The following is a 22,577-nucleotide window of genomic DNA, read 5'->3' as shown; positions in this document are numbered from 1 at the left end:
TTGCTCCCAAGGTCGTGGTTGGTGGGCCCTGGCTACGATGCGAGACGCCCTGACTCCGGCAGTTGCGATGCCGGGTCAGGGCGTTGTCACCGGTGGCTATCCGAGCCAGGTGATGGTGAGGACGGACAGACGGCGCAGGGGCCGGTTCACCCAGTAGGTGAGAGAGAACTGGCCGACGGAGGCGTGGCGGACATCCTCGCCCTCAGGGCCGTCGGCGTTCCACTGCCGGAAGCCCCACGGGTCACCGGCGGCGGCGTCCAGGACGTCCCACACCATGTCTTCGACGTGCTCGGGCAGGGTGGCGAGGACCTTCGCGGCCGAGGCGGAGAAACGGACCGCGTACGGCTGATCGGTCACCGGCGTCGCCCGCGGAGCTCCGCCATGTCGATGAACTCGCTGTCGTCGTAGCCGGAGGCGACGAACGCGTCGACGGCCGGGGCGGAGGCGAGGCGGCCCTGCCAGTCCCGAACGACCTCGTAGAGCCCGGCGAGAGAGAACGTGCGTCGCGATTCCTCGAGGGCGGCGGCCCACTCCCGTTCGAAGGCCGGCACCCACGTGTTCGCGCGCTTGTCGGCGCGCAGTTGGACGAGAAGTTCGGCCGGTGCCCCGGGGGCGGGGGCGTACGGCGTGACGGGTGCGTGGTCGGGCTGCGCGCTCATCTGGTCCTCCCGACAGGGGTCATGACCACAGTACTCGCGACGCAGTCTGTGGTTGTCCTACTGCTGAGGTTGCGGGGTGGAAGTGCTCTGTTCTGCTGGCTGGTCAAGCTGCTGCTGCCGTCGCCGTTGCTCGTTTCGAAGGGATTCGACGCGTTGTGCGAGCCGTCACGTTGGGGGCTGGGTTCCGGCATCACCCATTCGATTGTTCGTGCGGAACCGGACAGTTGGCGGTTGGCCTCGCCGGTCGTGGCATGCAGGTTGTCGCAACTGACGCCAGCGATTCGATGGTTCCTCGGACTGCAGAGTTGTCTGAGGAGTTCGGGGCATCCGTCCGGGCCGTACAGGCGAACTGGGGTGAGTTGCCCGACCATTTCCAGGACAACACGTTCGACATGGTGTTCTGCGTTGGCAACTCGCTTCACCATGCCGCGGGCGCGACAGGCAGGGGTGCTGCTCTGGAGTCGATGTCACGGCTTCTGCGCCCCGGCGGGCGCTTGGCACTCACATCCCGCACTTGGGAACTCGTGAGGGCCAGAGGTTCCCGGCTGGAGATCAGTGACCGACTCGTCCGCCGGAACGGTCGCGATGCCGTCGTGGTCTACCGCTGGGAGATTGCGCCGCATTGGGAGGAGGAGCACCACATCGAGATTGCGATCGCGCAAGTTGATGCGACCGGGTTGGTTCTTGTCCGCTCGGAACTGCTGTCCTGCTGGCCCTACCGGTACGAGGAACTCGAAGTCGAGCTGCACCGGGTCGGACTCCAAACGGAACTGGGCACGTTCGATCTTGAGGCCGAGAACTACATGGTGGTCGCGAGCAAGGTATAAACACCGGACTCTCAGTCCCTGGCCGGACCGCGCGGTTGCCCGCAGGACGCTTGCGCCCTCTCATCGGTGCGGGTTCAAGTGGTCAACGCAACGCCTCGGACGAGGAGTGCTCGTCGATCAGATGGCGGTAGATCCGGGGTGACGGTGTGGCGCTGTTTCCTGGTCGCGTCCAGATCAATGAGCAGGATCTCGTCGATCAGCAGTGTGAACGGATCCAGCTTCGACGGCCGCGCCGAAGCGGTTGTCGTGCGTGGCTGCGGCCAAGCCGAGGTCAGGGCCTTGTTGACCGTGCTCCAGGTGACGCCGTACTTGCACTGCAACGCCCGGTTCGACATGCCATCGCGGGAGTCGCGCGGAAGCGCGGCGTACAACTCGACCTTCGACTGGCCAGGCGGCATCGGGTGCTCCTTTACAGAGCACATCCAGCTTGACACCGCAACCCCGATGGTGACGTCAGAATTCGCGAACATCTTTCTGGGCCATCACCTGGTGCCGTCAGCTTTCACGGGCGACTGACGTCACCAACTAGGCTCTGGTCCACTTCGTGTGGTCGAGTACGCAGGGTGACTGTTGATCTTCGTGTGATAGCGCTTCAGGTCGCCCGAAAATCGCCCGGCTGGATGGTGGTACGTAGTCGTCCCCGCGCCCGCGGGGGTAGCTCTTCTGATGGGGATTTCCGAAATTCCCCAGGGTCTGCTCAATTTCCCCACTTGGTTGAGCGGTGAATGATGAGGTCGAGGCCGCGCCCCGGACCGCCTTGGATCAGCCCAGCGCGTCCATCAGGGAGGTGACATAGGCATCCAGCCGCTCCTCCACGGCTCGTGTCTTCAGCTCGGTCCGTCCTACCTCCCGCCACGGCTGAGCCACCGACTGCACTTCTTCCGAGAACGCCAGTGGCTCCCGCACCTGCCAGTACAGCCGCTCGGCCGCGGCCGCGGCCAGCCTCCCGCCGGCCTCCTGGTACGCCTCGGTGAAGCGCATGCCCCACTCCGGGCCGTGCAGCAGCGCGAGATTGGTGGAACAGTGCGCCACGTCGAGGTCCGCCGGGCCCCAGGAAGCCGCCGCCCAGTCGACGACGCCGGTGATCCGGGCACCGACGGCACCGGCCGGGTCCTCGGGCGGCAGGTCAAACAGCAAGTTGGTGGGCTGGAAGTCCCGGTGTAGGAACCGCCCTTCGTAGCGCGGCGCGGGCTTGCGGATCACGTCGATGGCGGCGGCCCAGACCGCAGCGTCGGCGCCCTCGGGCGTCACGACCGTGTCGGCGGTCGTCAGCGCCACGTACTCCCGGGGCCGGTCGGCCGGCCGCACCGCGTGGACCGCCACGAGTTGACGGGCCAGCAGGGGCAGGCGCGTCTCCAGCCCCTCGTCGCCGAGGACCGTCCGGCCCGGCAGGTGCGTCATGAGGAGCGAGGGATACTCACACAGCGCGGCGGTCGGGTCGACGGCGACGAGTCCGGGAGCCGGCACGCCGGTGCCGGTGAGCGTGGTCAGGGCGTCGGCCTCCCTGTGCAGGAGGTCCTCGGCCGGCCCCTGCCGGGTCGGGCCGACGAAGGAGCGCAGCACCAGGTGCCGGGTGCCTTCGTCCCGCGTGCCGATGGTCAGCCTCCGCATGTCGGCGGTGGCGCCGCCGTACAGCGCCTCGGCTCCGACGATTCTCTCGCCGGCCTCCAGGTGCCGGCGCACCCAGGCCAGTGTCAACGGTCGGACAGTCGCCGCCTCATCATGATTGGTCACCGTGCCACCTCATCATCCGGACGGCGGCACGCACGAACCCTTACGGGCCTGTCCGCAAATCAGCGTGCAGGTGGCGGGTGGGGAAGTTGGGCGAGCAGGTCTGGCCGCACTCATAGCGAGGGGTGGGGAATTTCAAAGAGCCCTATCACTTCGGCGTAGTCGACGACGGGAGCCGCCTGGACGTCGTCCCCGCGCCCGCGAGGGTAGCTCGCCGATCCACTGGGCGTCCGCGCGAGTGGGAGCCGTGCTGCACCTGCTGGAGTGCCGTGGCTGTCTGGCGCGGCGGACCCTGCCCGACCGGTACCACGTCGCCCTCGCCCAGAAGCATCTGGAAGCGACCGAGCACCACCGTCACCGCGGCCACCGATGCCGACGTCAGACATGGGTTCGGCACGTGGACTCGCCCACGGCGCACATCGCTTCGGGCTGGAATGCTGGGGGCACAGCGAGACGTGGACGAAGGGCGTCACGGTGCCCGAGACCGTGGCTATCCGGCGGCCCGGTAGGCGCTCGGTGGGCGGCCCAGCAGGGTGCGGAAAGCGGTGGTGAACGCCGCCGGGCTGTCGTAGCCGAGGCCGGCCGCGATCCGGGTGACCGGCGCACCGGCGGCCAGGTGCCGCAGGGAGTGCACGATGCAGGCCCGTTGCCGCCACTGCGCGAAGTTCAGCCCGGTGGCGCCGCGGAACCGCCGGCCCAGGGTGCGTTCGCTGATACCCAGGGCCGCGGCCCAGCGGGCGGGCGGATCGTGGACGTCGGGGTGGCGCAGGAACGCGTCACACAGCCGCCGAAGTGCCGGGTCGGCGGGCAACGGGATGCCCAGGGGCAGCGGTGCCAGGTCAGCCAGTTCGTGCAGGAGCAGGCCGACCAAGGCCGCATCGCGGCCGTGCTCCGGATAGCGCGGCTTCATGTCGACGGCTGCCAGGAGCAGTTCGCGCAGCAGCGCGGAGACCTCGACAACCCGGCAGCGGGTGGGGAACCACGGCACGGCAGCGGGCTCGATGTAGAGGCTGCGGGTGCTGACCCCGGGCATGGAGACCTGGTGCCGGGTCCCGGCCGGGATCAGCACCGCGCGATCAGGGGGCACCGTCCACGTGCCCTCCGCCGCCGCCAACTCCATGACGCCGGTCGCGGCGTACAGCACCTGGGCCCGGCGGTGCTTGTGGTACGGCAGCAGGTGGCCGGGCGGGTAGTCGGTGCCGATGGCCAGGACGTCACGGTCGAAGCCGTCGACCTCGTCGATGCGGACGTTGCGCACACCGCCAGACTAGGGCTCCGCTGTCGGATCCACAAAGGTATCTGGCGTTCATTCGATTGCCCGCCATACGGCCAGGTCCGTAGCGTCGTGGAAGTGCTGACCTCATACCTCATGCTTCTTCTGTTCGGCTGCTTGACCGGGATTACCACGGTGCTCTTCGGGTTCGGCGGTGGCTTCGTCACCGTCCCCGTCGTCTACGGCCTCTGGAGCGTCACAGCGCACTCCGGCGCCGACGCGATGCACGTGGCGGTGGCGACGTCGACGGCGGTCATGGTCGTCAACTCAGTCCTCGCCACCCTGGCGCAGTGGCGCCAGGGTCGGCTGCGCCGGGAGTACATCTGGCCGATGGCCGCATTCGTACTGGTCGGCGCGGTGGCCGGGTCGTTCGCGGCGACCCAGATCGGCGACGCCGCGCTGCGGGTGCTGTTCTCCGCGTATCTGCTGGCGACGATCACCGACAGCCTGCTGCGCAAGGGCTTCCTGTCCGTCCCGCAGGCCCGAAAGCCGCGTCCGCTGAGCCGCCCGGCCAGGACGCTGGGCGGGGTCGGGATCGGCTCGGTCGCCGCGTGCCTGGGCGTGGGCGGCAGCGTGATGACCGTGCCGCTGCTGCGCCGCCGGGGCCTGCCGATGGCCGAGGCGACGGCGATGGCCAACCCGCTCAGCGTGCCCGTCGCCGTGGTCGGCACCGCCGTCTACGCCCTCGCCGCCCCCGCCCTGCACGCCAAGGCCGGACGGCTCGGCTACATCGATCTGCTCGCCTGCGCCGCGCTGCTCGGCGGCTCGCTGCCCACCATCGCCCTGGCCCGCCGGGCCGCGGCCCGCGTCCCGGACCGGGTGCACTCCGTCGCCTACGTCGCCCTGCTGGTGATCGTCCTGCTCGTCATGCTTGTCATGGGGATCTGAACGGCAGGTTGAAGGTCACCACGTCCTCGTCGTCGACGAGGACGTGGTGATGTACCCCAGGCAGTGCGGGCTTGGTCATGGACACGTCGGCAACTCGCAGCGGGCGCTGCATGGAGTATGTACAGGCAACTCGCCAAGGATCGGCGCCGCTGGCAGGCAACACGCAGCCTCCTGAGTCCACACTCCTGAAGCAGAGGTTCCAGCGCTCGTGAACCCGCCAGTCTCGCACGAATGCAGCCCAGGGTTCAGAAACACGTACTGAGCTTGTTCCTTAAGGTCTGGCCCAGTTCACAGATGGCGCCAGCGGCGACGAGCGGGCCGAGGAGGCGGTGGCGGCGGATGTAGCGCAGGCCGTCGAGCAGGTCCTGCCGCGCGGTGCCGAGCTCCGTCCGTTCGGCATCGCGCGTCACGAGGGGCCGTATCCGTATCGTCAGCAGGAGCGGCAGAGACAATGCGATGAGCAGGCCAGCGACGGTGAAGGCGGCAGCGGGACCCCCAAGTCCCATGGCAAGGCCGCCGATCGGCGGGCCCGCGATCTGACTGAGGCGCGTCGAAAGCGAGCGCATGCCGGTGACCCGGGCCAACTGATCAGGGGCGGTGATCCTTGGCGGAAGGGCGCCGACCGCAGGTACGAACAGCGCGTCGACGGCGCCGAAGACGAGCGCCACCGTGACCAGGATCCACAAGGCGGGCGCCGTCAGTGCGATGCCGGCGGCTACCGCCAGGATGAGGAGACAGCGCAGCGCGTCACTGCCGAGAATCACCCGACGGGGATCAAACCGGTCGGCCACCACACCTCCGCCGAGCATGAGTAATGCCCGTGGTAACGCCCCGGAGGCCATGACGAGGCCGACTTCGGTAGGACCGGCGGCCTTCTGGGCGGACCAGCCCAAGGCGACGAAGTACACGCTGTCGCCGATGAGAGAGACGGTGTATGCGGTGAGCCAGCGCAGTACGTTGCCGTCGCGGTGGGCCGGTGTGGGAGCGCGTTCGGGCAGGACTGTCTCTGTGGCGTCCATGGCGGGCTCCAGTAAGTCGGGGAGACGGCCGGATCAGGGCCGGAAGGGAAAGCCGTAGAGGTGCACGGACACGTGCTCGCGATCGTCGGTGTCACCGGCCGCCTTGGCGGCCTTGCCGCGATCCCGCCAGCGCCGGGCCAGCTCCTCAAGTTCGTCGCTCATCTCGGCGAGTTCGGCCGGGGTGAGGTCGAGCAGCCACTCGGAGCTGAAAGAAGCGTCACTCCACGCTTTGCCCCAGGCGGCCTTCTGGTCGAGATACGAGCGGTACTGGGCGACACGGGTGTCGAAGATGCCGCGGGTCACCGCGCCGACTGCGGCGGCACCCTCAGGTGTGTCCGCGAAGTCCGAGTCACGAAAGCCCCAGCCCGCTTCGGATACCACCTTCCACCACCGCTCGCGCCCGTCGGCGCCCTGGCCGCTCGCCTGGGCTACGAAGCCGTGCTCGGCCAGCTTGCGCAGGTGGTAGCCGAAGGCGGCGGTCACCGCTTCGACGTCGGTCTGCATGACCAGCACCGTCACCGCCCGTTGCGGTCACCGGATAGGTGGAACACAGAGCTGACAGAACGTCACTCCCCGCTGCAAGGCGGGAAGGCGTACGCGGTCTCACCCGAATCTGGGTCCTTGCAATCGAGCGCCGCGGTGACGCTCCGCGACCGCTCCCCAAGATCTGTGCCAGAGTCCGCTACTCACGCGCATAGCCACCCGCCCTCTGGGTAGCGGGTGGTCACCGTGACGAGCCCGCCTGCCTCTGTCGTCCAGACCGCCGTCATACCGCTCACGGATTCGGCAGCTCGGAGGGTGGAGTGGTCAGAAGGGCGGGGCGCAGGATGGTGCGGGCCCGAGCGGTGTGGCGGTAGTGCACGTGCCGTCCATCCCGTCTGCGTTCGACCAGGTCGGCGGCCAGGAGACGGGAGAGGTGGAAGGAGACCGTCGCGGGTGCGAGGTGGTGCAGCGTGGCCAGCGCCGTGGTGGTGCGCGGTTCGGCCAAACTGTGCAGGATCGCCAGCCGCGTTGCACCGAGAACCGGGGCGATGTGGGGAATGGCGTGGGCTGAGGCGGCGATGGGTATCGCGAGTTGGGCTTCTCCGGGGAGAAGAGGCGCGTGCAGGCCCACGCGGTCCAAGAAGAGGCTCGGGATGAGCGTGATGGGGTGCTCACCGCGCACCTCCCCGTCGAAGTCGGAGGCGACCTTCAAGGCACCGTCCTGCCAGAGCAAGGAGGAGTGCAGGGCCGCGAGGGCGCTGCCGAGCCCTTCACGAGCCGCCATCGCGCCGTGCCGTTCGACGAATCCCTCGAAGCCCGCCGTGATCTGCGACCAGTGCGGTGCTATCGCCTTCGACCAGAGCCAGTGAAGCTCGCACGCGAGCCGCTCTCTCAGCTCGCTCTCGCCGACCTCGAGACGGGGCCGCACCCGTTCGTCAGCGCGTGCGAGCTGCCCGTCCCGCAGCCACGGGCAGCGGCCGCTGCGTGCGTTTCCTCCGGTGAGGAAGGCGGTGAACTGGGTGCCTACCGTGCTCGCCGGTGTCGTGGCGACAGCATGTAACTGGTCCTCGACAGTCGGCAGGAAAGTACGGGGTGCCGGGGTGAGGAGTTCCGGCAGGTAGGTGGTGTATCCGCGCACGACGGCCGCGAGGGTCGGCAGGTGACCCGAGGACAACAGCGCCCGGATGTGGCGGTGCCTGCGAGATGCCTTCGGTGCCTCGGAGACGGCGACCAAAGCGGCGGCTAGCTCCCCCACAGGTGAGACGGCCCAGCGAAGACCGGCCAGCCGTTCAGCAGGCATGTGCAGGTCGATCACGGAAACGCCCGTCCTTTGCGTGGCTCAGTCGCGCGGTCACGTCGCAGGTCAGTATTCGAACCTGATCGAATCAACGCCTGAGAGGAAGCCCCGGTTCCTAGGCTCCAGGGGCCGTAGGTGGTGCGCGTGACGCGTGCCTCTCACTACCGAGAGCGGGACGGGGCCCATGCCCCTGTCCCGGAAAAGGATGATCGATGAGGTGGCGGTCTTGACCGCGGTGACCGTGCTGGGTGTTCCCGTCCGCTCATGCGGCACCCGCGAAGAACTCCGTGTCCCTGGCCTGGACGGCCGCGGCCTGTCAGATCGGCGACGGGCACACCGATTTCAAGGGCACGAACATCAATATGCGCAATAGCCCCGGCGGCACCATCATCGGGCGAACCGGCCGCGGGGACTACGCCTACATCTACCAGACGGACTCCGGCCCGCGAGTGACGTGCCCTGACGGCTCCTCGACCCTTGCCTGGCATCTGGCGGTCAACAAGCGCACCCGCGTCGTCGGCTACGTCTCCGCATGCTTCGTCTGACGCAGTCCCAGCAGGTGGTCTCGCGAAACCCTTCGTCCACTCCCCCCGTTCGCCTCACCATCGCACCCAAGGGAAAGGCCCAACTTCGTGCACCAGCAGATGATCTTTGTGAATCTCGCCGCTCATGACCTCGCCGCATCGAAGAAATTCTTCACCGCGCTGGGGTTCTCCGCCAACGACCAGTTCAGCGACGACACGACGGCCGCGATTCCTCTCAGCGACACCATCAACGTCATGCTGCACACCCACCAGAAGTACGCCGAGTTCACAAAGAAGCAGATCGTCGAATCGAAAGCGTCGAGCGAAGTACTCCTTGCACTGAGCGCCCCCAGCCGGGAGAAGGTCGACGAACTGGTCGACAAGGCGATCGCTGCGGGAGGCTCACCAACCGGCGAGCCTCAGGATCACGGCTTCATGTACGGCCGTGCCTTCGACGACCTCGACGGGCACACCTGGGAGGTCATGTGGATGGACCCGACGGCAACGCAAGGATGAACGAGGACAGCATGGCGGCCGGCTCACCCAGGCCGCCCGACAGCTGGCCACCTTCCAGCCGCCTGAGCCGGTGACCACCGCCCAGCAGCTCACCAACGAGCTGACCAACTGGACCCTCATGCTCGCCCATGTACTGGCCCGCGGCGAGATCGCCCGCGCCCACGCCCTGCTGCACACCGTCATCGCGCCCCAGCAACTGCAGCTCTGCCGCCTGTTGCGCAACAGCACAGCCCACTGGCTCACCCCCAGCCGCGCGCTCGAACAGGACCTGCCCGACACCGACCGCCATCGCTACGCCGCCACCACAGCTGCCGCCCGCGACCAGGACGTGCGCACGGCGGCACGCAACAGCTGGCGCTGGAGCCGCGACCTGGCCGCCGAGGCCGCCGACCGCTGGACCATCCACCTGCCGCACGAACTCCACGAACAAATCAGCAGCCGCCTGAACGACCCTCGCTGACCACATCCGGTGGGGCTACCGGACTCATCCGGTAGCCCCAGCCTGGCGGCCCCGGTCGCCGCACAACGCCAATTGAGATCACCTCTACTGATCTTTTCGTAAGTTCGGTGGGTGTGGTGGGCGTGTGGGTGGGAGGCTGTCGGGGTGGCATATCAACCTTCCCCTTCGGTTGCCGGCTCCTCCCTTGCTCCTTTGTCGCGGCCTCAGTTGGCGGAGGCGCGTCGTGTCCGGGCAGTCGAGTTGTTAGAGGGCGGCGTCTCGAATGCGGAGATCGCGAGGGCGGTGGGGGTGTGTGCCGAGAGTGTGCGGCGTTGGCGGCGGGTGTGGGAGCAAGACGGTGCTTCGGGCCTGCGGAGACGGGCAGCCACCGGACGCCCACCCAAGCTGGACGACACCCAGGTCGAGATGGTCCGGGCCGCGTTGGAGCAAGGCGCCCAGACTCATGGTTTCGAGGCCGAGCTGTGGACCCTGGAACGAGTCGGCGCGGTCGTCACCCGGACAACGGGGGTGGCGTTGTCAAGGGCGTCGGTGTGGCGGCTGCTGACCGGCCGGCTCGGATGGAGCCTGCAACGGCCCGAGCGGCGGGCGGTCGAGCGGGACAAGTCGGAGATCGCCCGCTGGATCGCGCACGAGTGGCCGCGCATCAAAAAGGGGCCGTGAACACACGTGCCTGGATCGTCTTCCTCGACGAATCAGGCGTCTCCCTGCTCCCTCAGATCCGCCGCACCTACTCGCCCCGAGGGCGGACTCCGCTTCTGCGGCACCGCCTGAACTGGAAACGCGCTTCGATGGCCGGAGCCTTGGGCTACCACTCCACCGACCCCGATCGCGGGGCCCGCCTGTGCTTCCACCTCAAGCCCGGCAGCTACGACACCGCCGGGCTCATCGAAGTCCTGGAGCAGGTGAAGGTGTTCTACCGCGGCGAGCGAGTGGTCCTGGTCTGGGACGGCCTGTCCGCCCACTGGAGCCGGGCGATGCGCGCCTGGGTCGCCGAACAGGACTGGCTCACCCTGGGACGATTACCCGCCTACGCTCCCGAGCTGAACCCCGTGGAACTGCTGTGGTCCTCACTCAAGAAGCGGGAACTCGCCAACCTCGCCGGCGACCACCTCGCCGATGTCGCCGACGCCACCGAGCAAGGCATCCACCGCATCAACGCCAACCCCCGACTGCCATGGTCATTCCTCGCCCATACCGGTCTGACCATCCGCCCACCACACCCACCGAACTTACGAAAAGATCAGTAAGTGGTCGGCTCTGGAAGTCCTTCGGGGGTTGATTCCGGAGCCGGTCGAGGGCATGTGTGTTGTGAGGTGTCGAGGGCTGTGAGGTGGAGCTGGGTGGCGCAGCCGACTACCGCGCCGAATCGGTGTCGTAGTCGTCCCGGGCCCGCTCGACCTTGTCGAGGTTGGCGGCGGCCCATTCGGCGAGATGGGCGAACAGCGGGGCGAGGCTACGGCCGAGTTCGCTGATCTCGTACTCGACCCGAGGCGGGACCTCCGGGTAGTAGGTGCGCACGACCATGCCATCGCGTTCGAGTTGCCGCAGCCGCTGAGTCAACACCTTGGGTGTGATCGCGGTGATCCGTCGTTCCAGCTCAACGAACCGTTGCCGACCATGCGCGTTGAGGGTCCACAAGATCGGCGTGGTCCACCGGCTGAACACGATGTCCACCACTGGGCCGATCGGACACGCCTGTTCAGGGTCGGTCGGCGCAAGTGCCATCCAGGTCGCATTATCGGCCACTTGGTTCCCTTATCCATAGTCACTTTCCTGTAGGTACCTACTATACCGGCGGTGTTAGCTTCACCAGGTCGCGACGAGGCCCCCCGGCCTGCGATGTTCTCGCCTGCTCGGGCGTGAAGAACACAGTGAAGTGACACGGGAGTTGTTCATGATCGTAGTGCTGGGCGCGACTGGCAACGTTGGCCGACCGCTCGTGCAGGCGCTCGCGGCATCCGGTGAGCAGGTGATGGCGGTGTCCCGAAGGGGCTCGGACGCGGCCGTGCCGGCGGGCGTCCGACACCGGCAGGCGGACGTGACCGACCCTGAGAGCCTTCGGCCTGTTCTCGACGGCGCTGACGCGCTGTTCCTCCATGACGGCGGTGGCAGTGCGCACCCGTTCAACCCACGAGACATCCTCGACGTCGCGAAAGCCGGCGGAGTCGGACGCATCGTGTTGCTGTCCTCCCAGGGAATCGCGACCCGACCGCAGTCGTCGTCCCATGGCGTCGTGGGACGGTCCGGGGAGGACGCCGTCCGGCAGTCGGGCATGGACTGGACCATCCTGCGGCCTGGTGGCTTCAGCTCCAACGCGTACGCCTGGGTCGAGTCGGTCCGCTCCCAGCGGACGGTTGCCGCGCCGTTCGGTGACGTCGGCCTGACGACCATCAACCCCGCCGACATCGCTGAGGTCGCCGCAGCGGCCCTGAGCGAGGACGGTCACGCCGGGCAGTTCTACGAGTTGACCGGGCCCGCCCTCAGCACACCCCGGCAACGAGCCGAGGCGATCGGCGACGCGCTCGGCGAGCCCATCCGGTTCATTGAGCAGACCCGCGATGAGGCCCGCGCACAGATGCTGCAGTTCATGCCCGAGCCTGTGGTCGAGACCACCCTCGACATCCTCGGCGAACCCAACCCCGCCGAGCAACGGATCAGCCCCGACGTCGAGCGGGTCCTGGGCCGCGCACCCCGTACTTTCGCTGACTGGGTGCGGCGCCACATCGCCGCCTTCCGGTAAGACCTGCGCTGTCGGCTTCGGCCGAAACTCCCGGCGGCCTGCGCCGACGGTGCCACCCTGATGCCCCGGTTCAAGCGGACAGCGATCCCGGTCAGGCAGAAAGCCCCGGCGCCGCCCTCCAGGAAAGGGCGACCGCCGGGGCACCCCTTCTACTACTGATCGGCCTGCCTGCCTTGCCCGTTGCCGCCGCCCGTCCGATAGTCCTGACCGCCACCGAGCGGCACCGGTTGAAGAAGGCGGCCTTCGGCCACAAGACCCCGCACCAGGCCCGAGTCCGGGCGCAGATCGTGCTCTTGGCGGCTCGGGGCAGGTCCAATGCGCACACCGCCGTCGAAGCGGGCGTGCACGTGGACACCGTGCGCACTTGGCGGGGCCGGTTCGCCGACCTGGGCCTTCCAAGCCTGGTCGACCGCAAGCGCCCGGGACGGCCCGCATCCTTCACCGTGCTGCAGACCGCGCAGGTCAAGGCCCTGGCGTGCCAGCTTCCCAATGAGGCAGGCGCGCCGCTGGCCCGCTGGAGCTGCCCTGAGCTGGCCCGCGAGGCTGTCGCGCGCCGCATCGCCCGCGCCCTGTCGGCCTCCACCGTGCGCCGCTGGCTGGATCAGGACGCCATCAAACCCTGGCAGCACCGCTCCTGGATCTTCATCACCGATCCAGACTTCCGCCCCAAGGCCGAGCGCGTCCTGGACCTGTATGCCCGCACCTGGCGGGGCCGGCCGCTGGGCGAGGACGAGTACGTCGTCAGCGCGGACGAGAAGACCTCCATCCAGGCCCGCTGCCGCTGCCACCCCACCCTCGCGCCGGGACAGGCACGGGCGATGCGGGTGAACCACACCTACGGGCGCGGCGGCGCGCTGGCCTACCTCGCCGCCTACGACGTCCACCACGCGAAGGTGTTCGGCCGCACCGCACCGCGCACCGGCATCAACCCCTTCATGGCGCTGACCGCCCAGGTCATGAGCCAGGAACCGTACGCCAGCGCCAAACAGGTGTTCTGGATCGTAGACAACGGCTCCTCCCACCGCGGCAAGAAGGCCGTCGATCGGCTGGCCGCCGCATTCCCGAACGCGGTGCTGGTGCACACCCCGGTCCACGCCTCCTGGCTGAACCAGGTGGAGATCTTCTTCTCCGTCGTGCAGCGCAAGGTCGTCTCGCCCAACGACTTCACTGACCTTGCCCAGGTCGTGGACCGGCTCCGAGCCTGGATCGCCACAACGCCACGGCACAGCCGTTCCAGTGGAAGTTCACCACCTCCGACCTGGACGATCTGCTGGCCAGGCTCGACCGGCACACCGCCGATCACCCAGAAGAATCCTCCATCGCCCAGACAGCTTGATCAACCCCCGAAGGACTTCCGGCCGACCACTAAGGGGTCCTGTCAGAATGCCGGGTGCTTGCGGGCGAGGGTCATGCAGTGAGCGAGCTGGAGGAATGCGTCATGCATGTCGTCTCGGGCTTCCCAGCGAGTGCGTAAGCGGCGCGGGCCGTGGAGCCAGGCGATGGCGGACTCGGCAACCCATCGCACACGGCCCAGGCCCGATCCATGCGGCTGACCGCGGCGGGCGATCTTCGGGACGACGGCACGCTCACGCAGGCGGCGGCGGTAGATGTCGTGGTCGTAGCCCCGGTCGGCGTACAGGATGCGGGGTTTGTGCCGGGGCCGGCCCCGCTTGCCCCGTACCGGCGGCAGGCCGTCGACCAGCGGCAGGAGCTGGGTGACGTCGTTGCGGTGCCCGCCGGTGTGCGACACCCGCAGCGGGGTGCCGTGCGCGTCGGTCAGCACGTGGTGCTTCGAGCCCGGCCGTGCACGGTCAACCGGGCTCGGACCGACTTTTGGGCTGCTTCGCCCCCGCTTGGCCTGCACGTGCGAGGCGTCGACGGTGACGCGGGAGAAGTCCAGGCGGTCCGCTGCCCGCAGCCGGTCCAGCAGCACGCGTTGGAGTTCTTCCCACACCCCGGCCTGCTGCCACTCGGCCAGCCGCCGCCAGCAGGTAGGGCCGGAACCGAACCCCAACTCCTGTGACAGGTACTCCCATTGGATCCCTGTGTAGAGGACGAACAGCACACCCTGCAGCGTTTTGCGGTCATCGATCCGCCTGCGCCCCGGGTGCCGGAGCCGCCGTTCATGCTTCGGCAGCAGCGGCTCGATCACCGCCCACAGCTCGTCACTGATCTCCCACGGCTTCCGCCGTGCCACAGGTCACCCCCACAAGGACGAGATCACTTCCACCTCCACCGTGCCACAAGAAGATCATTCTGCAAGGACCCGAAGACCGACCAGCAACGGCACCGGCTGAGGCGCGGGCGCCACGGCGGCCGACCGCCAGGGTTCGACCGGGAGACCTGCCGGCGGCGCAACATGATCGAGCGCTGCTTCAACCGACTCAAGGGCTTCCGCGGTATCGCCACCAGATACGAAAAGACCGCCACCTCCTACGAAGCGGCGGTCACCCTCGCATCGTTCCTGCTCTGGGCAAGATCCGTTTGAAGACGGACCCTAGTACCAAAGACCCCCGGCCAGGGTGCAGCGCCCGGACACCGTCGGCGGCTCAATGGCCTCGGCCAGCAGGACTTCGGCGCGGGTGTTGCAGCCGTCGCGGTCGGCGTCGATCCAGTCGCCGAAGGCCTGCTTGCGGTTGTAACCCGTGCGGTCCTCCGCGGCGACGGGGATCGTGTTCACCGCGTTCGTGAGCGGCAGGGTGTAGGAAGGCTCCGCGGCCTGGGCGGCGGGCATGGTGTGGAGGGTGGACAGGACAGCGAGAGCGGCAGCCCCGAGGGCGCGCACAACGGTCTTGATCACCTCACCTTGATAGCCAGCCGCCACCACGGCGCGGGAGTGAACAGCCGCAGAATCACCCGCCCGTGCACAACAGTCGTACCGGCGAAACGAAACGCCGGGCACAACCCGGATAGCGGGGCTGCCGCAGCCCGCACTGCGCCGCCCCGCGACGAGACTGCGGCTGCGCACACCTCTCCATCCGTGCTGGACAACCTGGAGGCTTGCAAGAGGGCCGGTGACGCGGCATAGGCTGAGTTGATCACCGTGAGGGGAGATCTTCGTGTCCGGTCAGGTCGTACTCGAGGTGGCGCAGTGGCAGGGGTCGGGGGCCACGACCGCTGGTCGATTGCGCAATGGTGCTGCCCGGCTTGCCGAGCTGATTCCCGAAGTCCGGCGGCGCACGGTGGCGACCGACAGCGGCTCCGGGAACTCGCGGGGCGGCGTACGAAACGCCGACGTGCTGGAGCGGCACCTGCGAGCAATGCGCGAAGCCCTGGCGGAGGTTCCGCCGGGTGAAACGACGGTGACCATCGGCGGCGACTGCGGGGTGGACCTCGCCCCGATCGAAACCGCGCTCTCCGTCTACGGGGACCGGCTGACCCTGGTGTGGTTCGACGCACACGCCGACCTCAACACGCCGCAGTCGTCGCCATCCGGAGCCTTCCACGGCATGGTGCTGCGCGCGCTCCTCGGCGACGGACCCGAGGGCCTACGCCCCGTGCGGAGCCTCTCGGCCGACCGCGTGGTGCTGGCGGGCGCCCGGTCACTGGACCCGGGCGAACGGGACTTCGTGGAGCGTCGCGGCATGCGGCACATCGGCGTCGAGCACCTTACCCAACCGGGTCCGCTCCTGGCCCTGGTACGCGCGACCGGGGCCGAGGCCATCTACGTCCACATCGACCTCGACGTCCTCGACCCGCAGATCTTCCCGGCCGTCGGCACTCCCGAACCCGGCGGCCTCGGCGTCGAAGACCTGCTCGCAGCGGTACGGGCACTGACGAACGAGTTCACGCTCGCCGGCATCGCGCTGACCGAGTACGAGCGGACGGAAGACACCGGCCAGGAGGAAGCCGTACTGCGGCGAATCGTCGACGGTCTGTTCGGATCCGCCCGACGCTGAGCGCTGCCCCGGTACTCGCACTCCCCCGTCTGCCGTGGCGTGGGAGTGGTGCGCCTCGGGTGGACTCGGTGCGGTGGAGCGGGCCGGTGAGGGCGGCGCGTTTGCCCTTGGCACAGGCCGTGGTGAAGGGGAGATGTGACGGGTGCGCATCGGATGGATGCACGGCATCGTCCCGGCGAGGTCGTCCACTCCCAGCCGGTGGACTCCACTCGAGGTGGAGTGGATGCCGTGCATCGCCGGTGCACACTACGGCATCGAGTGCGCGGCTCGGGTGCACTCAGCGGCCCGCCTCCCGGCCGAGGTGCGGTCCATGCTCTTGCGGGCGGTGCGCCTGCTGATTGTCCTCGCGCACCGGGTGCGCTCCGTCGGCATCGTCCTGTTCGGCGTAGCGGTCCGCGCGGGCGCGGGAGTCGTCGGCCGCCTGCGTGAGAGCGTCGCCTCCGCGCTGCCACGCGCGTGGCTCAGTCGCAGTAGAGCCAGCTGTCGTACCCGGCGCCGTCCACCAGGTGATATATGCCGAAGGCGCCGGGGAACAGCACCAGGGCCAGCACCCCGATCCGCAGCAGGACCGGGGCCGCGACGGTCACAGGCCCGGCCTGGCCCCTGACGGTGTGTCAGTCGTGGCAGCGCCGGATGTCTCCCCCGCAGGCCCACCAGAAGAAGCGCCCGGCGAGCATCCCGACCCAGCCATGGCGGCGGCGAACCCTCCGGCGACGGCGAGGAACGTAGTCCGGTCGTGGTGGTCGCCGACGAACAGTGAGGCCACCCCGGGCTGGGGCACGGCGGCCAGCCCGTACAGGGCTCCGCACACCGCCACGTCCCGGATCCGGAGCAGGGGTCGGATGATCGCGTCCTCGGTGCGCATACGCGGCACCGTAACCCAGCCCCGCGCCGCGATCACACCGCCTCCGGCCGCCCCGGCTTGACCTTCGAGTTGCTCGCGGCTCGACGATGGCGGGGTGGCGCGTCGGGAATCCAAACATCACCGGGCGTGGCTGATCAGTTACACCCGGGTTGTGAAAGGCGGCTGCTGGTGCACCGCCACACGGCTGTCCGGGCATGCGCGAGCGATAGGGAGGGGTGCCCGGGCGCAGGACCAGACCCGCGCTTAAGCCTCATGCTTCGCACTGCCCGGCGGGGTGGCGCCTTTGGCCTCCTGCGGTGCCACCCCGGTCCGGTTCTGGCTGCGGGCGGGTTGTCCTCGCCCTCAGTTATCCATCTCCTCGATGCCGCCCTCGGGCTGGACGGGGTCCGGCGGCCAGAAGGCGATGGCCTGTTGATGATGGGGCGGATCGGGCCCGGCAGGTAGAAGGCGATGGGCTCTGCCCATCGGCCTGCCGAACCACGGGGCGAGGAACACGGACAGCTCCGCGACGACCAGGTCGCTCGGTCCCGGACTCCGCGCCACCCATGGCCAATAAGGAGGAATCGGCACAGAGAATCACACAGCGTTCAAACCGCCCCAGATGGTGAACCCGGTCATCGTGCCGGCTCAGTGGGCGGGTTTCTCCCAGGTCAGCGAGTAGCGGCGCAGCACATGTCGGCGGTAGCGCACGCCGGGCAGCAGTCGCCGGGCGGCAGCCCGCACCTGCCCATAACTCATCTGCGGGTCGGCGACCGGCATGCCCTGCGGGCCACGCGCGCGACGCAGCACCTTCGTGATCCGCACGATCGGGGCAGCCGCGATCAACGCCGCCCACTCCGTCAGGCTCGCCTCGCGGGCCAGACCGACCACCACCAGCGTGCCGCCAGGCCGCGGCAGCTCACGCATGCGGATGAGGGCCGCCTCGAAGTCCATGTGATGGATCGTGCTCACCGAACAGACGAAGTCGTACTCCGCACCGGGGAGTTCTGCGGTGAGGAAGTCCCCCTCGATGAAGGTGAGGTGCGGGTGGCGGGCAGCGGACTCGCGTGCGCAGGCGATCATCTCCGGCGACTTGTCGATCCCGGTGACGTGTTTCGCCCGCCCGGCAAGCTTCCGTGCCAGCAGCCCGCCCCCGCAGCCGACGTCCAGGGCGTCGCCGCACCCCTCGGGAACAGCCCGGAGGATGCCCGGGTGCCGGGCAACGTTGGTGTTCCAGTACGGCTCTGCGGCGGGCCGGCGCATCGGATCATCGTAGGGGCCGGTCATAGTCTGCCGAGTGCACACCGACGGATTCGCCGTCCCCATGGGGAGTCGTGATCGCCGGGATGGGGAACTACGTGAAGCTGATCATGTAGATCGTGGGGAATTGCCTGATCGTCGACACGGATCTCTAACTGAGCTGGGCGCGTCGGCAGGTTCCGGTGAATACGCGGCTGAGTTGGTCGCCCAGCGCGGCGAGGATCGCCGGCTTCGGTGTGCCATCGGGGTCGATGTGCGTGTGCAGGGCGAGTCCTTCGGCGAACGCGACGATTTGCAGGGCCTGGTCAGCCGCGTCGATCCCTTGAGCGACCTCGCCGCATACCGTGCCATTTTTGATGGCTTGGGCGACGCGTGAACGGATGCCCACGAGGGTCTCTCTCTGGACGTTGGCAAGGCGGGCGTTGTGCGCGGCCTGGTCCGCGAAGGCGAGACGGACCAGGAATTCGGCGCGGCGGGCGTCGTCGAGCGGTATGAGCTCGGTCAGCGCCTGCCGCAGCATCTCGGCGATGGTGCGGCCCTCGGCCTCGCCTCGGTTCACCAGCTCGTCCACTCGTGCGGTGAAACGTCCGTTGACGCGGGTGAACGTGGCCAGCAGCATCTCGTCCTTTGCCGTGAAGTAGTGCTGCACCAAGCCGACGGACATGCCCGCTTCTGCGGCAGTCCGCGCCACGGTCACGGAGGTGAGGCCGTGTCGCACGATCAGGCGTTGGACGGCGTCGGTGATCTGCCCGTGGCGGGCGTCATGGTCGGCAACTCTCGGCACGTGAGGACGGTATCGCGTGCTATAACCGTACGTCTATATTGCTACCGGAGAGGGGCCCTTGCGATGATCCGACGACGCTCAACCCGCTTGTTAGGCCTGGGACTTGCTCTTGCTCTCCTGCTGCCACCTGGTATGGCCTCCGCGGGCCAGGCCAGTGACGGACAGACTGTTGGCAGCCGCCGTGACCCGGCCCTGCAGGCTTTGGTCGACCAGGTCGTGGCCGACCCGAACCCCAACCCAGGCGCCTTTCTGCGAGCCCGCCGCGGCTCGGACGACCGCTTCGGCGCGGCCGGCGTCGCCGACCGGTCCACCGGCACGCCGATGGCACCGGACCTGAAGTTCCGCTCCGGGAGCATCACCAAGACCTTCACCGCAACGGTCGTCCTGCAACTCGTCGCCGAGCACCGGCTGCGACTCGATGACACCGTGCAGAGCCTGCTGCCCGACCAGGTCCGCACTGACAACGCATTGTCCGGTGCGCCCATCACTGTCCGCCAGCTGCTCAACCACTCGAGTGGGCTGTACGACTACATCGAGGGGCTGCTTCCCCACTTCCGCAGGCTTGACCAGTACTGGCCCCGCGACCAGCTGATCAGCATCGGTCTTGCCCAGCCCCGGTACTTCCCAGCTCCCGGCACCCGGTTCCGGTACTCCAACACCAACTACCTGCTGCTCGACCTGATCGTCGAACGGATCACCGACCGCGACCTGCGCACCAACCTCGAACGCCGCATCTTCGCCCCCCTCGGGCTGCGCGACACTTCGTACCCGTTGGCACAGACCGCCATCGACGGAGCCCATGTACACGGCTACGCGGACGTCTCGCTCCTGCTTCCGAATGCGCCGGACGCAACCCGTTTCGACGTCACGGCGTTCAGCCCATCCGAGGCCGGTGCATCGGGCGCCCTCGTCTCGACTGCGGCCGACATCGCACGCTTCTACCGGGCCCTGCTGCAAGGACGTCTCCTGCCCCCAGGCCTGCTTCGCCGGATGCTCACCGACACGGTCCCCACAACCGGCAGCGCCCCGCCCGCTGTCGCCTACGGCCTGGGTGTCTACGTCTATGCCACCAGCTGCGGCCGTGCGTACGGCCACGGCGGCAGCGCGCCCGGTTACCTGACCTATGTCCTTAACAGCCGCGACGGGCGCGACCAACTCGTCGCCCACACCAACTGGAACTCGTTTACCGGCACCGGGATCGACGAGGACTTCTGGGCTGCCTTCCAGCAGGGTTACTGCGCAAAGCCTGGTTAGATCAGGCTGCCTCCGGCGCCCGGTAGTAGGGACTGACGTCGCGAGGGGCTACGGTGCGGCTCAGCTGGCCGGCGCGGGCTTTCTTGTCCAAATGGGAGTGGCGCCTTTCCGGGCGAGGCGCCTGCTCATAAGGGCAATGGCTGCCCAGGTGATCAGGGTTTCGGAGTGCTGGATGAGCCGTTCGTAGTCCCTTGCGTGGCGGCGTGCATGCATCATCCACGCAAGGCTGCGTTCGACGACCCACCGGGCGGGGCAGCACGACGAAGCCGGAGGCGTCCTGGAGGCGGCTGACGGGCTTGATGGTGAGGTTGAGGTGCTGTTTTGCCCAGTCGACGAGCTTTCCGGCGTAGGCGGAGTCGGCCCAGACGATCGTGATCTCGGGGTGCATGAGGCGGAGGCGGAAGAGGACTTCCTTGGCCGCAGCGGCGTCGTGCAGGTCGGCGGGGGTGACCATGACTATGAGGGGGAGCCCGCGGGTGTCGACGACCAGGTGGCGCTTGCGGCCGTTGATTTTCTTGCCCGCGTCGTAGCCGCGGGTGGCCATGGAGACGGTTTCCGCGGCCTTCACGCTCTGGCGTTGGTGGTGTCCGAGGGGTAGCGGCGTCGGCGCATGGCGGGGTGCCTTCGAGCGAGTGCGGCGAGGCCGCCCGCAGGGCGGTCCCGCCGCAGGTCAGGAGCTGTTGATGAGGTCGAGGGTGGACTCGATGGAGTTGAGCTGGGCGACGATGTGCTTGACCCATTTGTCGCCAGGGTGGGCAGCGGCGTGCGGGGCGACGGTGCCGTAGATGAGCCGGCGGAACTCGGTCAGCTTCTCCCTGACCACCGCCCGTTCGTATGCCTCCAGCACCGCCCGCTCCGCGCCGAGTTGGTAGCCCGCCTGCCGGGTCCAGGTCAGCGGGGTCCAGCCCTTCTCTGCGGCCTGGTCCTTCAATGCCGCGAGCCCGGAACGGACCTGGCTGGGGGACAGATCGCTGGCGCGTACCAACTGGCGGAACTCAAGGCCGACGGGTCTGGGCTCGAACAGCACGAACCGGACGGTGTCCGCGTGACGTTTGGCTGCGTCGCCCCGCCGCCGTGAGGCGCGGGACATGCCTACTCATCCTTCAGTAGACGCGCCAGCTCGTCGTCCACGTCCACCTTGCCCGTGTCCACGGCCGTCTCGACCCAGTCGAGCGTCGCCCGGCAGCGGGCGACGTTCTCGTGCACGATCGCGCGCTCGTCGTCGCCGAAGACATGGTTGCGCAAGGAGGGGACGATACGGCCGGCGGCCGCGACGAAGGAGTGCAAGGCCGTGACCAGGTCCAGGAACTCCATGCTCCGCTCGATGTGCCTCACTGCCAAAGTGACAGGGCTGGTGCGGTCGAAGCCCTCGCGGGCCTGTCGGCTGCGTTCGTTCTGAGCGTGGTTGACCTGGAAGCGGGCGGTGTCGTCGCCCATCGCCTTGAACGCGACGTCCGGCCTGCGCAGCAGGCTGGTCGCGGCGGTCGCCGCGACCTTCTCGTCGCGCGTGAACTCCTCGACCGCCCTAACCTTGTTCTCTGTGGAGACTTTGGCCGCGACCTGCGGACGCTTCAGGAAATCGGTGGTCACGGTCGCGGCTACTTCCTCGTCCTGGGCCAGGTGGTGGATCGCGGTGATCTTTTCCTGCGGGGTCTCCGGGCTGTCGACTGTCCACCCCACCCGCCGCTTTGCGTCGTCCGCCGTCCAGCGCGGCCGTCCCTTGGGCGCGGCCTTGACCGCCGCGAACCGCTCCTCGTCATCCTCGATCCGCGCCAGAATGCGGTGGATCGTGAACGACACACCCGCCTGACGCTGTTCTTTCGGCCAGCGTGATGCGGCCCACCTGGCGTTCTTGACCGTGCTGAACGTCAGGCCGATGTCCTCGGCCAGCCTCATCAGGGACTGCTTGATCGTCCATTCGGTGTCCGGGACGCCCCGCGGGACCTGACTGGCTCGACCTCCAGGGCGCGGTCACCGATCGTGAACGAGCCCCGGCTCTGCTGTTCAACGACTCCACGCAGTTCGGCGACGATCTGCTCGTAGCGAGTCTGGCTGACCGACCCGATCGTGCTGGGCATGGCGATCACCACCCCTGCATGCCGGGGGCGGCTGATACCGA

At 68.4% G+C, this 22,577-nt stretch carries 26 protein-coding genes and 4 pseudogenes; 12 read left to right on the top strand and 18 right to left on the bottom strand.

The genetic code is table 11. The features are described 5' to 3' along the window. Positions 1–96: 96 nt before the first annotated feature. Both ACQEV8_RS42150 and ACQEV8_RS42145 read right to left on the bottom strand, forming a co-directional pair. On the bottom strand, positions 97–357 hold the full coding sequence (locus ACQEV8_RS42150) for a hypothetical protein (RefSeq protein ID WP_432972172.1): 261 nt from the start codon (positions 355–357) through the stop codon (positions 97–99). Further along, complete coding sequence (locus ACQEV8_RS42145) at positions 354–659, bottom strand: DUF6247 family protein (protein WP_432972169.1); 306 nt, start codon at positions 657–659, stop codon at positions 354–356. Before ACQEV8_RS42145 ends, ACQEV8_RS42150 begins: the two co-directional genes overlap by 4 nt. A 191-nt stretch (positions 660–850) precedes the next feature. Between ACQEV8_RS42145 and ACQEV8_RS42140 the strand changes: the two are divergent. Next, a pseudogene (locus ACQEV8_RS42140) lies at positions 851–1,486 on the top strand (class I SAM-dependent methyltransferase); the annotation flags it as partial. Between the two features lie 74 nt (positions 1,487–1,560). On the opposite strand, the gene ACQEV8_RS42135 reads toward ACQEV8_RS42140, so the two are convergent. The 3 genes from ACQEV8_RS42135 to ACQEV8_RS42125 all read right to left on the bottom strand — a co-directional run bounded on the left by ACQEV8_RS42135 (position 1,561) and on the right by ACQEV8_RS42125 (position 4,475). After that, entirely contained in the window at positions 1,561–1,884 is a 324-nt protein-coding gene (locus ACQEV8_RS42135) for a hypothetical protein (RefSeq protein ID WP_432972166.1), read from the bottom strand. A gap of 364 nt (positions 1,885–2,248) precedes the next feature. Further along, a complete protein-coding gene (locus tag ACQEV8_RS42130) occupies positions 2,249–3,220 on the bottom strand; it encodes a phosphotransferase family protein (RefSeq protein WP_432972163.1) in 972 nt (323 codons plus the stop codon). A 487-nt stretch (positions 3,221–3,707) separates the two neighbouring features. After that, entirely contained in the window at positions 3,708–4,475 is a 768-nt protein-coding gene (locus ACQEV8_RS42125) for an AraC family transcriptional regulator (RefSeq protein ID WP_432972160.1), read from the bottom strand. Between the two features lie 111 nt (positions 4,476–4,586). Here ACQEV8_RS42125 and ACQEV8_RS42120 point away from each other — a divergent pair, with 111 nt between their 5' ends. After that, positions 4,587–5,378 carry a sulfite exporter TauE/SafE family protein gene (locus tag ACQEV8_RS42120; RefSeq protein WP_432973388.1) on the top strand — a complete coding sequence of 264 codons (792 nt, stop codon included), beginning with the start codon at positions 4,587–4,589 and terminating at the stop codon, positions 5,376–5,378. 281 nt (positions 5,379–5,659) lie between these two features. Here the strand turns inward: ACQEV8_RS42120 and ACQEV8_RS42115 are convergent. From ACQEV8_RS42115 to ACQEV8_RS42105, 3 genes and pseudogenes are all read right to left on the bottom strand, one after another. Beyond that, positions 5,660–6,397 (bottom strand): annotated as a pseudogene (locus tag ACQEV8_RS42115) (MFS transporter); the annotation flags it as partial. Between the two features lie 33 nt (positions 6,398–6,430). Beyond that, a complete protein-coding gene (locus ACQEV8_RS42110) occupies positions 6,431–6,901 on the bottom strand; it encodes a transcriptional regulator (protein ID WP_432972157.1) in 471 nt (156 codons plus the stop codon). A 271-nt stretch (positions 6,902–7,172) separates the two neighbouring features. Then, positions 7,173–8,195, bottom strand: a complete 1,023-nt coding sequence (locus ACQEV8_RS42105) for an ArsR/SmtB family transcription factor (RefSeq protein WP_432972154.1) — start codon at positions 8,193–8,195, stop codon at positions 7,173–7,175. A 230-nt stretch (positions 8,196–8,425) separates the two neighbouring features. Between ACQEV8_RS42105 and ACQEV8_RS42100 the strand changes: the two genes are divergently transcribed. From ACQEV8_RS42100 to ACQEV8_RS42080, 5 genes are all read left to right on the top strand, one after another. After that, the gene (locus tag ACQEV8_RS42100) at positions 8,426–8,722 is read left to right on the top strand and encodes a hypothetical protein (protein WP_432972151.1); all 297 of its coding nucleotides are present in this window, start codon (positions 8,426–8,428) and stop codon (positions 8,720–8,722) included. Positions 8,723–8,809: 87 nt separating this feature from the next. Next, a complete protein-coding gene (locus ACQEV8_RS42095; protein ID WP_432972148.1) occupies positions 8,810–9,217 on the top strand; it encodes a VOC family protein in 408 nt (135 codons plus the stop codon). A gap of 70 nt (positions 9,218–9,287) precedes the next feature. After that, entirely contained in the window at positions 9,288–9,677 is a 390-nt protein-coding gene (locus ACQEV8_RS42090; protein WP_432972145.1) for a hypothetical protein, read from the top strand. A gap of 111 nt (positions 9,678–9,788) precedes the next feature. Continuing rightward, positions 9,789–10,337 carry a winged helix-turn-helix domain-containing protein gene (locus ACQEV8_RS42085; protein WP_432972142.1) on the top strand — a complete coding sequence of 183 codons (549 nt, stop codon included), beginning with the start codon at positions 9,789–9,791 and terminating at the stop codon, positions 10,335–10,337. Continuing rightward, positions 10,334–10,924 carry an IS630 family transposase gene (locus ACQEV8_RS42080; protein WP_432972139.1) on the top strand — a complete coding sequence of 197 codons (591 nt, stop codon included), beginning with the start codon at positions 10,334–10,336 and terminating at the stop codon, positions 10,922–10,924. The genes ACQEV8_RS42085 and ACQEV8_RS42080 overlap by 4 nt, the downstream gene beginning before the upstream one ends. A gap of 106 nt (positions 10,925–11,030) precedes the next feature. On the opposite strand, the gene ACQEV8_RS42075 is transcribed toward ACQEV8_RS42080, so the two are convergent. Further along, on the bottom strand, positions 11,031–11,402 hold the full coding sequence (locus ACQEV8_RS42075) for a winged helix-turn-helix transcriptional regulator (RefSeq protein ID WP_432973385.1): 372 nt from the start codon (positions 11,400–11,402) through the stop codon (positions 11,031–11,033). A 169-nt stretch (positions 11,403–11,571) separates the two neighbouring features. Here ACQEV8_RS42075 and ACQEV8_RS42070 point away from each other — a divergent pair, with 169 nt between their 5' ends. Together ACQEV8_RS42070 and ACQEV8_RS42065 are read left to right on the top strand one after the other, a co-directional pair. Further along, entirely contained in the window at positions 11,572–12,417 is an 846-nt protein-coding gene (locus ACQEV8_RS42070) for an NAD(P)H-binding protein (RefSeq protein ID WP_432972136.1), read from the top strand. Between the two features lie 173 nt (positions 12,418–12,590). Beyond that, positions 12,591–13,835, top strand: coding sequence for an IS630 family transposase (locus ACQEV8_RS42065; RefSeq protein ID WP_432972133.1), 1,245 nt, complete (start codon positions 12,591–12,593; stop codon positions 13,833–13,835). Here the strand turns inward: ACQEV8_RS42065 and ACQEV8_RS42060 are convergent. Further along, a complete protein-coding gene (locus tag ACQEV8_RS42060; RefSeq protein ID WP_432972130.1) occupies positions 13,796–14,614 on the bottom strand; it encodes an IS5 family transposase in 819 nt (272 codons plus the stop codon). The two genes, ACQEV8_RS42065 and ACQEV8_RS42060, sit on opposite strands and share 40 nt — an antisense overlap. Before the next feature lie 78 nt (positions 14,615–14,692). On the opposite strand from ACQEV8_RS42060, the pseudogene ACQEV8_RS42055 reads away from it, so the two are divergent. Continuing rightward, positions 14,693–14,905: pseudogene (locus ACQEV8_RS42055) on the top strand (IS5/IS1182 family transposase); the annotation flags it as partial. A 9-nt stretch (positions 14,906–14,914) separates the two neighbouring features. Here the strand turns inward: ACQEV8_RS42055 and ACQEV8_RS42050 are convergent. Next, complete coding sequence (locus ACQEV8_RS42050) at positions 14,915–15,217, bottom strand: hypothetical protein (RefSeq protein ID WP_432972127.1); 303 nt, start codon at positions 15,215–15,217, stop codon at positions 14,915–14,917. Between the two features lie 259 nt (positions 15,218–15,476). Between ACQEV8_RS42050 and ACQEV8_RS42045 the strand changes: the two genes are divergently transcribed. After that, a complete protein-coding gene (locus ACQEV8_RS42045; RefSeq protein ID WP_432972124.1) occupies positions 15,477–16,316 on the top strand; it encodes an arginase family protein in 840 nt (279 codons plus the stop codon). 461 nt (positions 16,317–16,777) lie between these two features. Here the strand turns inward: ACQEV8_RS42045 and ACQEV8_RS42040 are convergent, their stop codons facing one another. The 4 genes from ACQEV8_RS42040 to ACQEV8_RS42025 all read right to left on the bottom strand — a co-directional run bounded on the left by ACQEV8_RS42040 (position 16,778) and on the right by ACQEV8_RS42025 (position 19,204). Continuing rightward, positions 16,778–16,903, bottom strand: coding sequence for a DUF6336 family protein (locus ACQEV8_RS42040; RefSeq protein WP_432972121.1), 126 nt, complete (start codon positions 16,901–16,903; stop codon positions 16,778–16,780). Beyond that, on the bottom strand, positions 16,900–17,181 hold the full coding sequence (locus ACQEV8_RS42035; RefSeq protein WP_432972118.1) for a DUF6336 family protein: 282 nt from the start codon (positions 17,179–17,181) through the stop codon (positions 16,900–16,902). The genes ACQEV8_RS42040 and ACQEV8_RS42035 overlap by 4 nt, the downstream gene beginning before the upstream one ends. 627 nt (positions 17,182–17,808) lie before the next feature. After that, positions 17,809–18,423, bottom strand: a complete 615-nt coding sequence (locus ACQEV8_RS42030; protein ID WP_432972115.1) for a class I SAM-dependent methyltransferase — start codon at positions 18,421–18,423, stop codon at positions 17,809–17,811. A gap of 148 nt (positions 18,424–18,571) precedes the next feature. After that, positions 18,572–19,204, bottom strand: coding sequence for a TetR/AcrR family transcriptional regulator (locus tag ACQEV8_RS42025; protein ID WP_432972112.1), 633 nt, complete (start codon positions 19,202–19,204; stop codon positions 18,572–18,574). Positions 19,205–19,336: 132 nt separating this feature from the next. On the opposite strand from ACQEV8_RS42025, the gene ACQEV8_RS42020 reads away from it, so the two are divergent. Next, positions 19,337–20,458, top strand: coding sequence for a serine hydrolase domain-containing protein (locus tag ACQEV8_RS42020; RefSeq protein WP_432972109.1), 1,122 nt, complete (start codon positions 19,337–19,339; stop codon positions 20,456–20,458). Position 20,459: 1 nt separating this feature from the next. Here ACQEV8_RS42020 and ACQEV8_RS42015 read toward each other — a convergent pair whose 3' ends face one another. The 3 genes and pseudogenes from ACQEV8_RS42015 to ACQEV8_RS42005 all read right to left on the bottom strand — a co-directional run bounded on the left by ACQEV8_RS42015 (position 20,460) and on the right by ACQEV8_RS42005 (position 22,536). Continuing rightward, complete coding sequence (locus tag ACQEV8_RS42015) at positions 20,460–21,026, bottom strand: transposase (protein ID WP_432972106.1); 567 nt, start codon at positions 21,024–21,026, stop codon at positions 20,460–20,462. Between the two features lie 102 nt (positions 21,027–21,128). Beyond that, positions 21,129–21,548, bottom strand: a complete 420-nt coding sequence (locus ACQEV8_RS42010; protein ID WP_432972103.1) for a RacP protein — start codon at positions 21,546–21,548, stop codon at positions 21,129–21,131. 2 nt (positions 21,549–21,550) lie between these two features. Further along, positions 21,551–22,536: pseudogene (locus ACQEV8_RS42005) on the bottom strand (DUF6192 family protein). Between the last annotated feature and the right edge of the window lie 41 nt (positions 22,537–22,577).

This window comes from Streptomyces sp. CA-179760 (assembly GCF_050937045.1).
In the GTDB taxonomy this organism is placed as follows: Bacteria; Actinomycetota; Actinomycetes; order Streptomycetales; family Streptomycetaceae; genus Streptomyces.
Note: the sequence above shows the minus strand (reverse complement) of the source record. Positions and strands in the feature narration are given on the sequence as shown.

Coding starts and splice junctions, on each gene's coding strand:
- ACQEV8_RS42145 (WP_432972169.1), bottom strand. CDS start 659: ATGAGCGCGCAGCCCGACCACGCACCCGTCACGCCGTACGCCCCCGCC.
- ACQEV8_RS42135 (WP_432972166.1), bottom strand. CDS start 1,884: ATGCCGCCTGGCCAGTCGAAGGTCGAGTTGTACGCCGCGCTTCCGCGC.
- ACQEV8_RS42120 (WP_432973388.1), top strand. CDS start 4,587: ATGCTTCTTCTGTTCGGCTGCTTGACCGGGATTACCACGGTGCTCTTC.
- ACQEV8_RS42110 (WP_432972157.1), bottom strand. CDS start 6,901: ATGCAGACCGACGTCGAAGCGGTGACCGCCGCCTTCGGCTACCACCTG.
- ACQEV8_RS42075 (WP_432973385.1), bottom strand. CDS start 11,402: ATGGCACTTGCGCCGACCGACCCTGAACAGGCGTGTCCGATCGGCCCA.
- ACQEV8_RS42070 (WP_432972136.1), top strand. CDS start 11,572: ATGATCGTAGTGCTGGGCGCGACTGGCAACGTTGGCCGACCGCTCGTG.
- ACQEV8_RS42035 (WP_432972118.1), bottom strand. CDS start 17,181: ATGCGCACCGAGGACGCGATCATCCGACCCCTGCTCCGGATCCGGGAC.
- ACQEV8_RS42030 (WP_432972115.1), bottom strand. CDS start 18,423: ATGCGCCGGCCCGCCGCAGAGCCGTACTGGAACACCAACGTTGCCCGG.
- ACQEV8_RS42020 (WP_432972109.1), top strand. CDS start 19,337: ATGGCCTCCGCGGGCCAGGCCAGTGACGGACAGACTGTTGGCAGCCGC.
- ACQEV8_RS42010 (WP_432972103.1), bottom strand. CDS start 21,548: ATGTCCCGCGCCTCACGGCGGCGGGGCGACGCAGCCAAACGTCACGCG.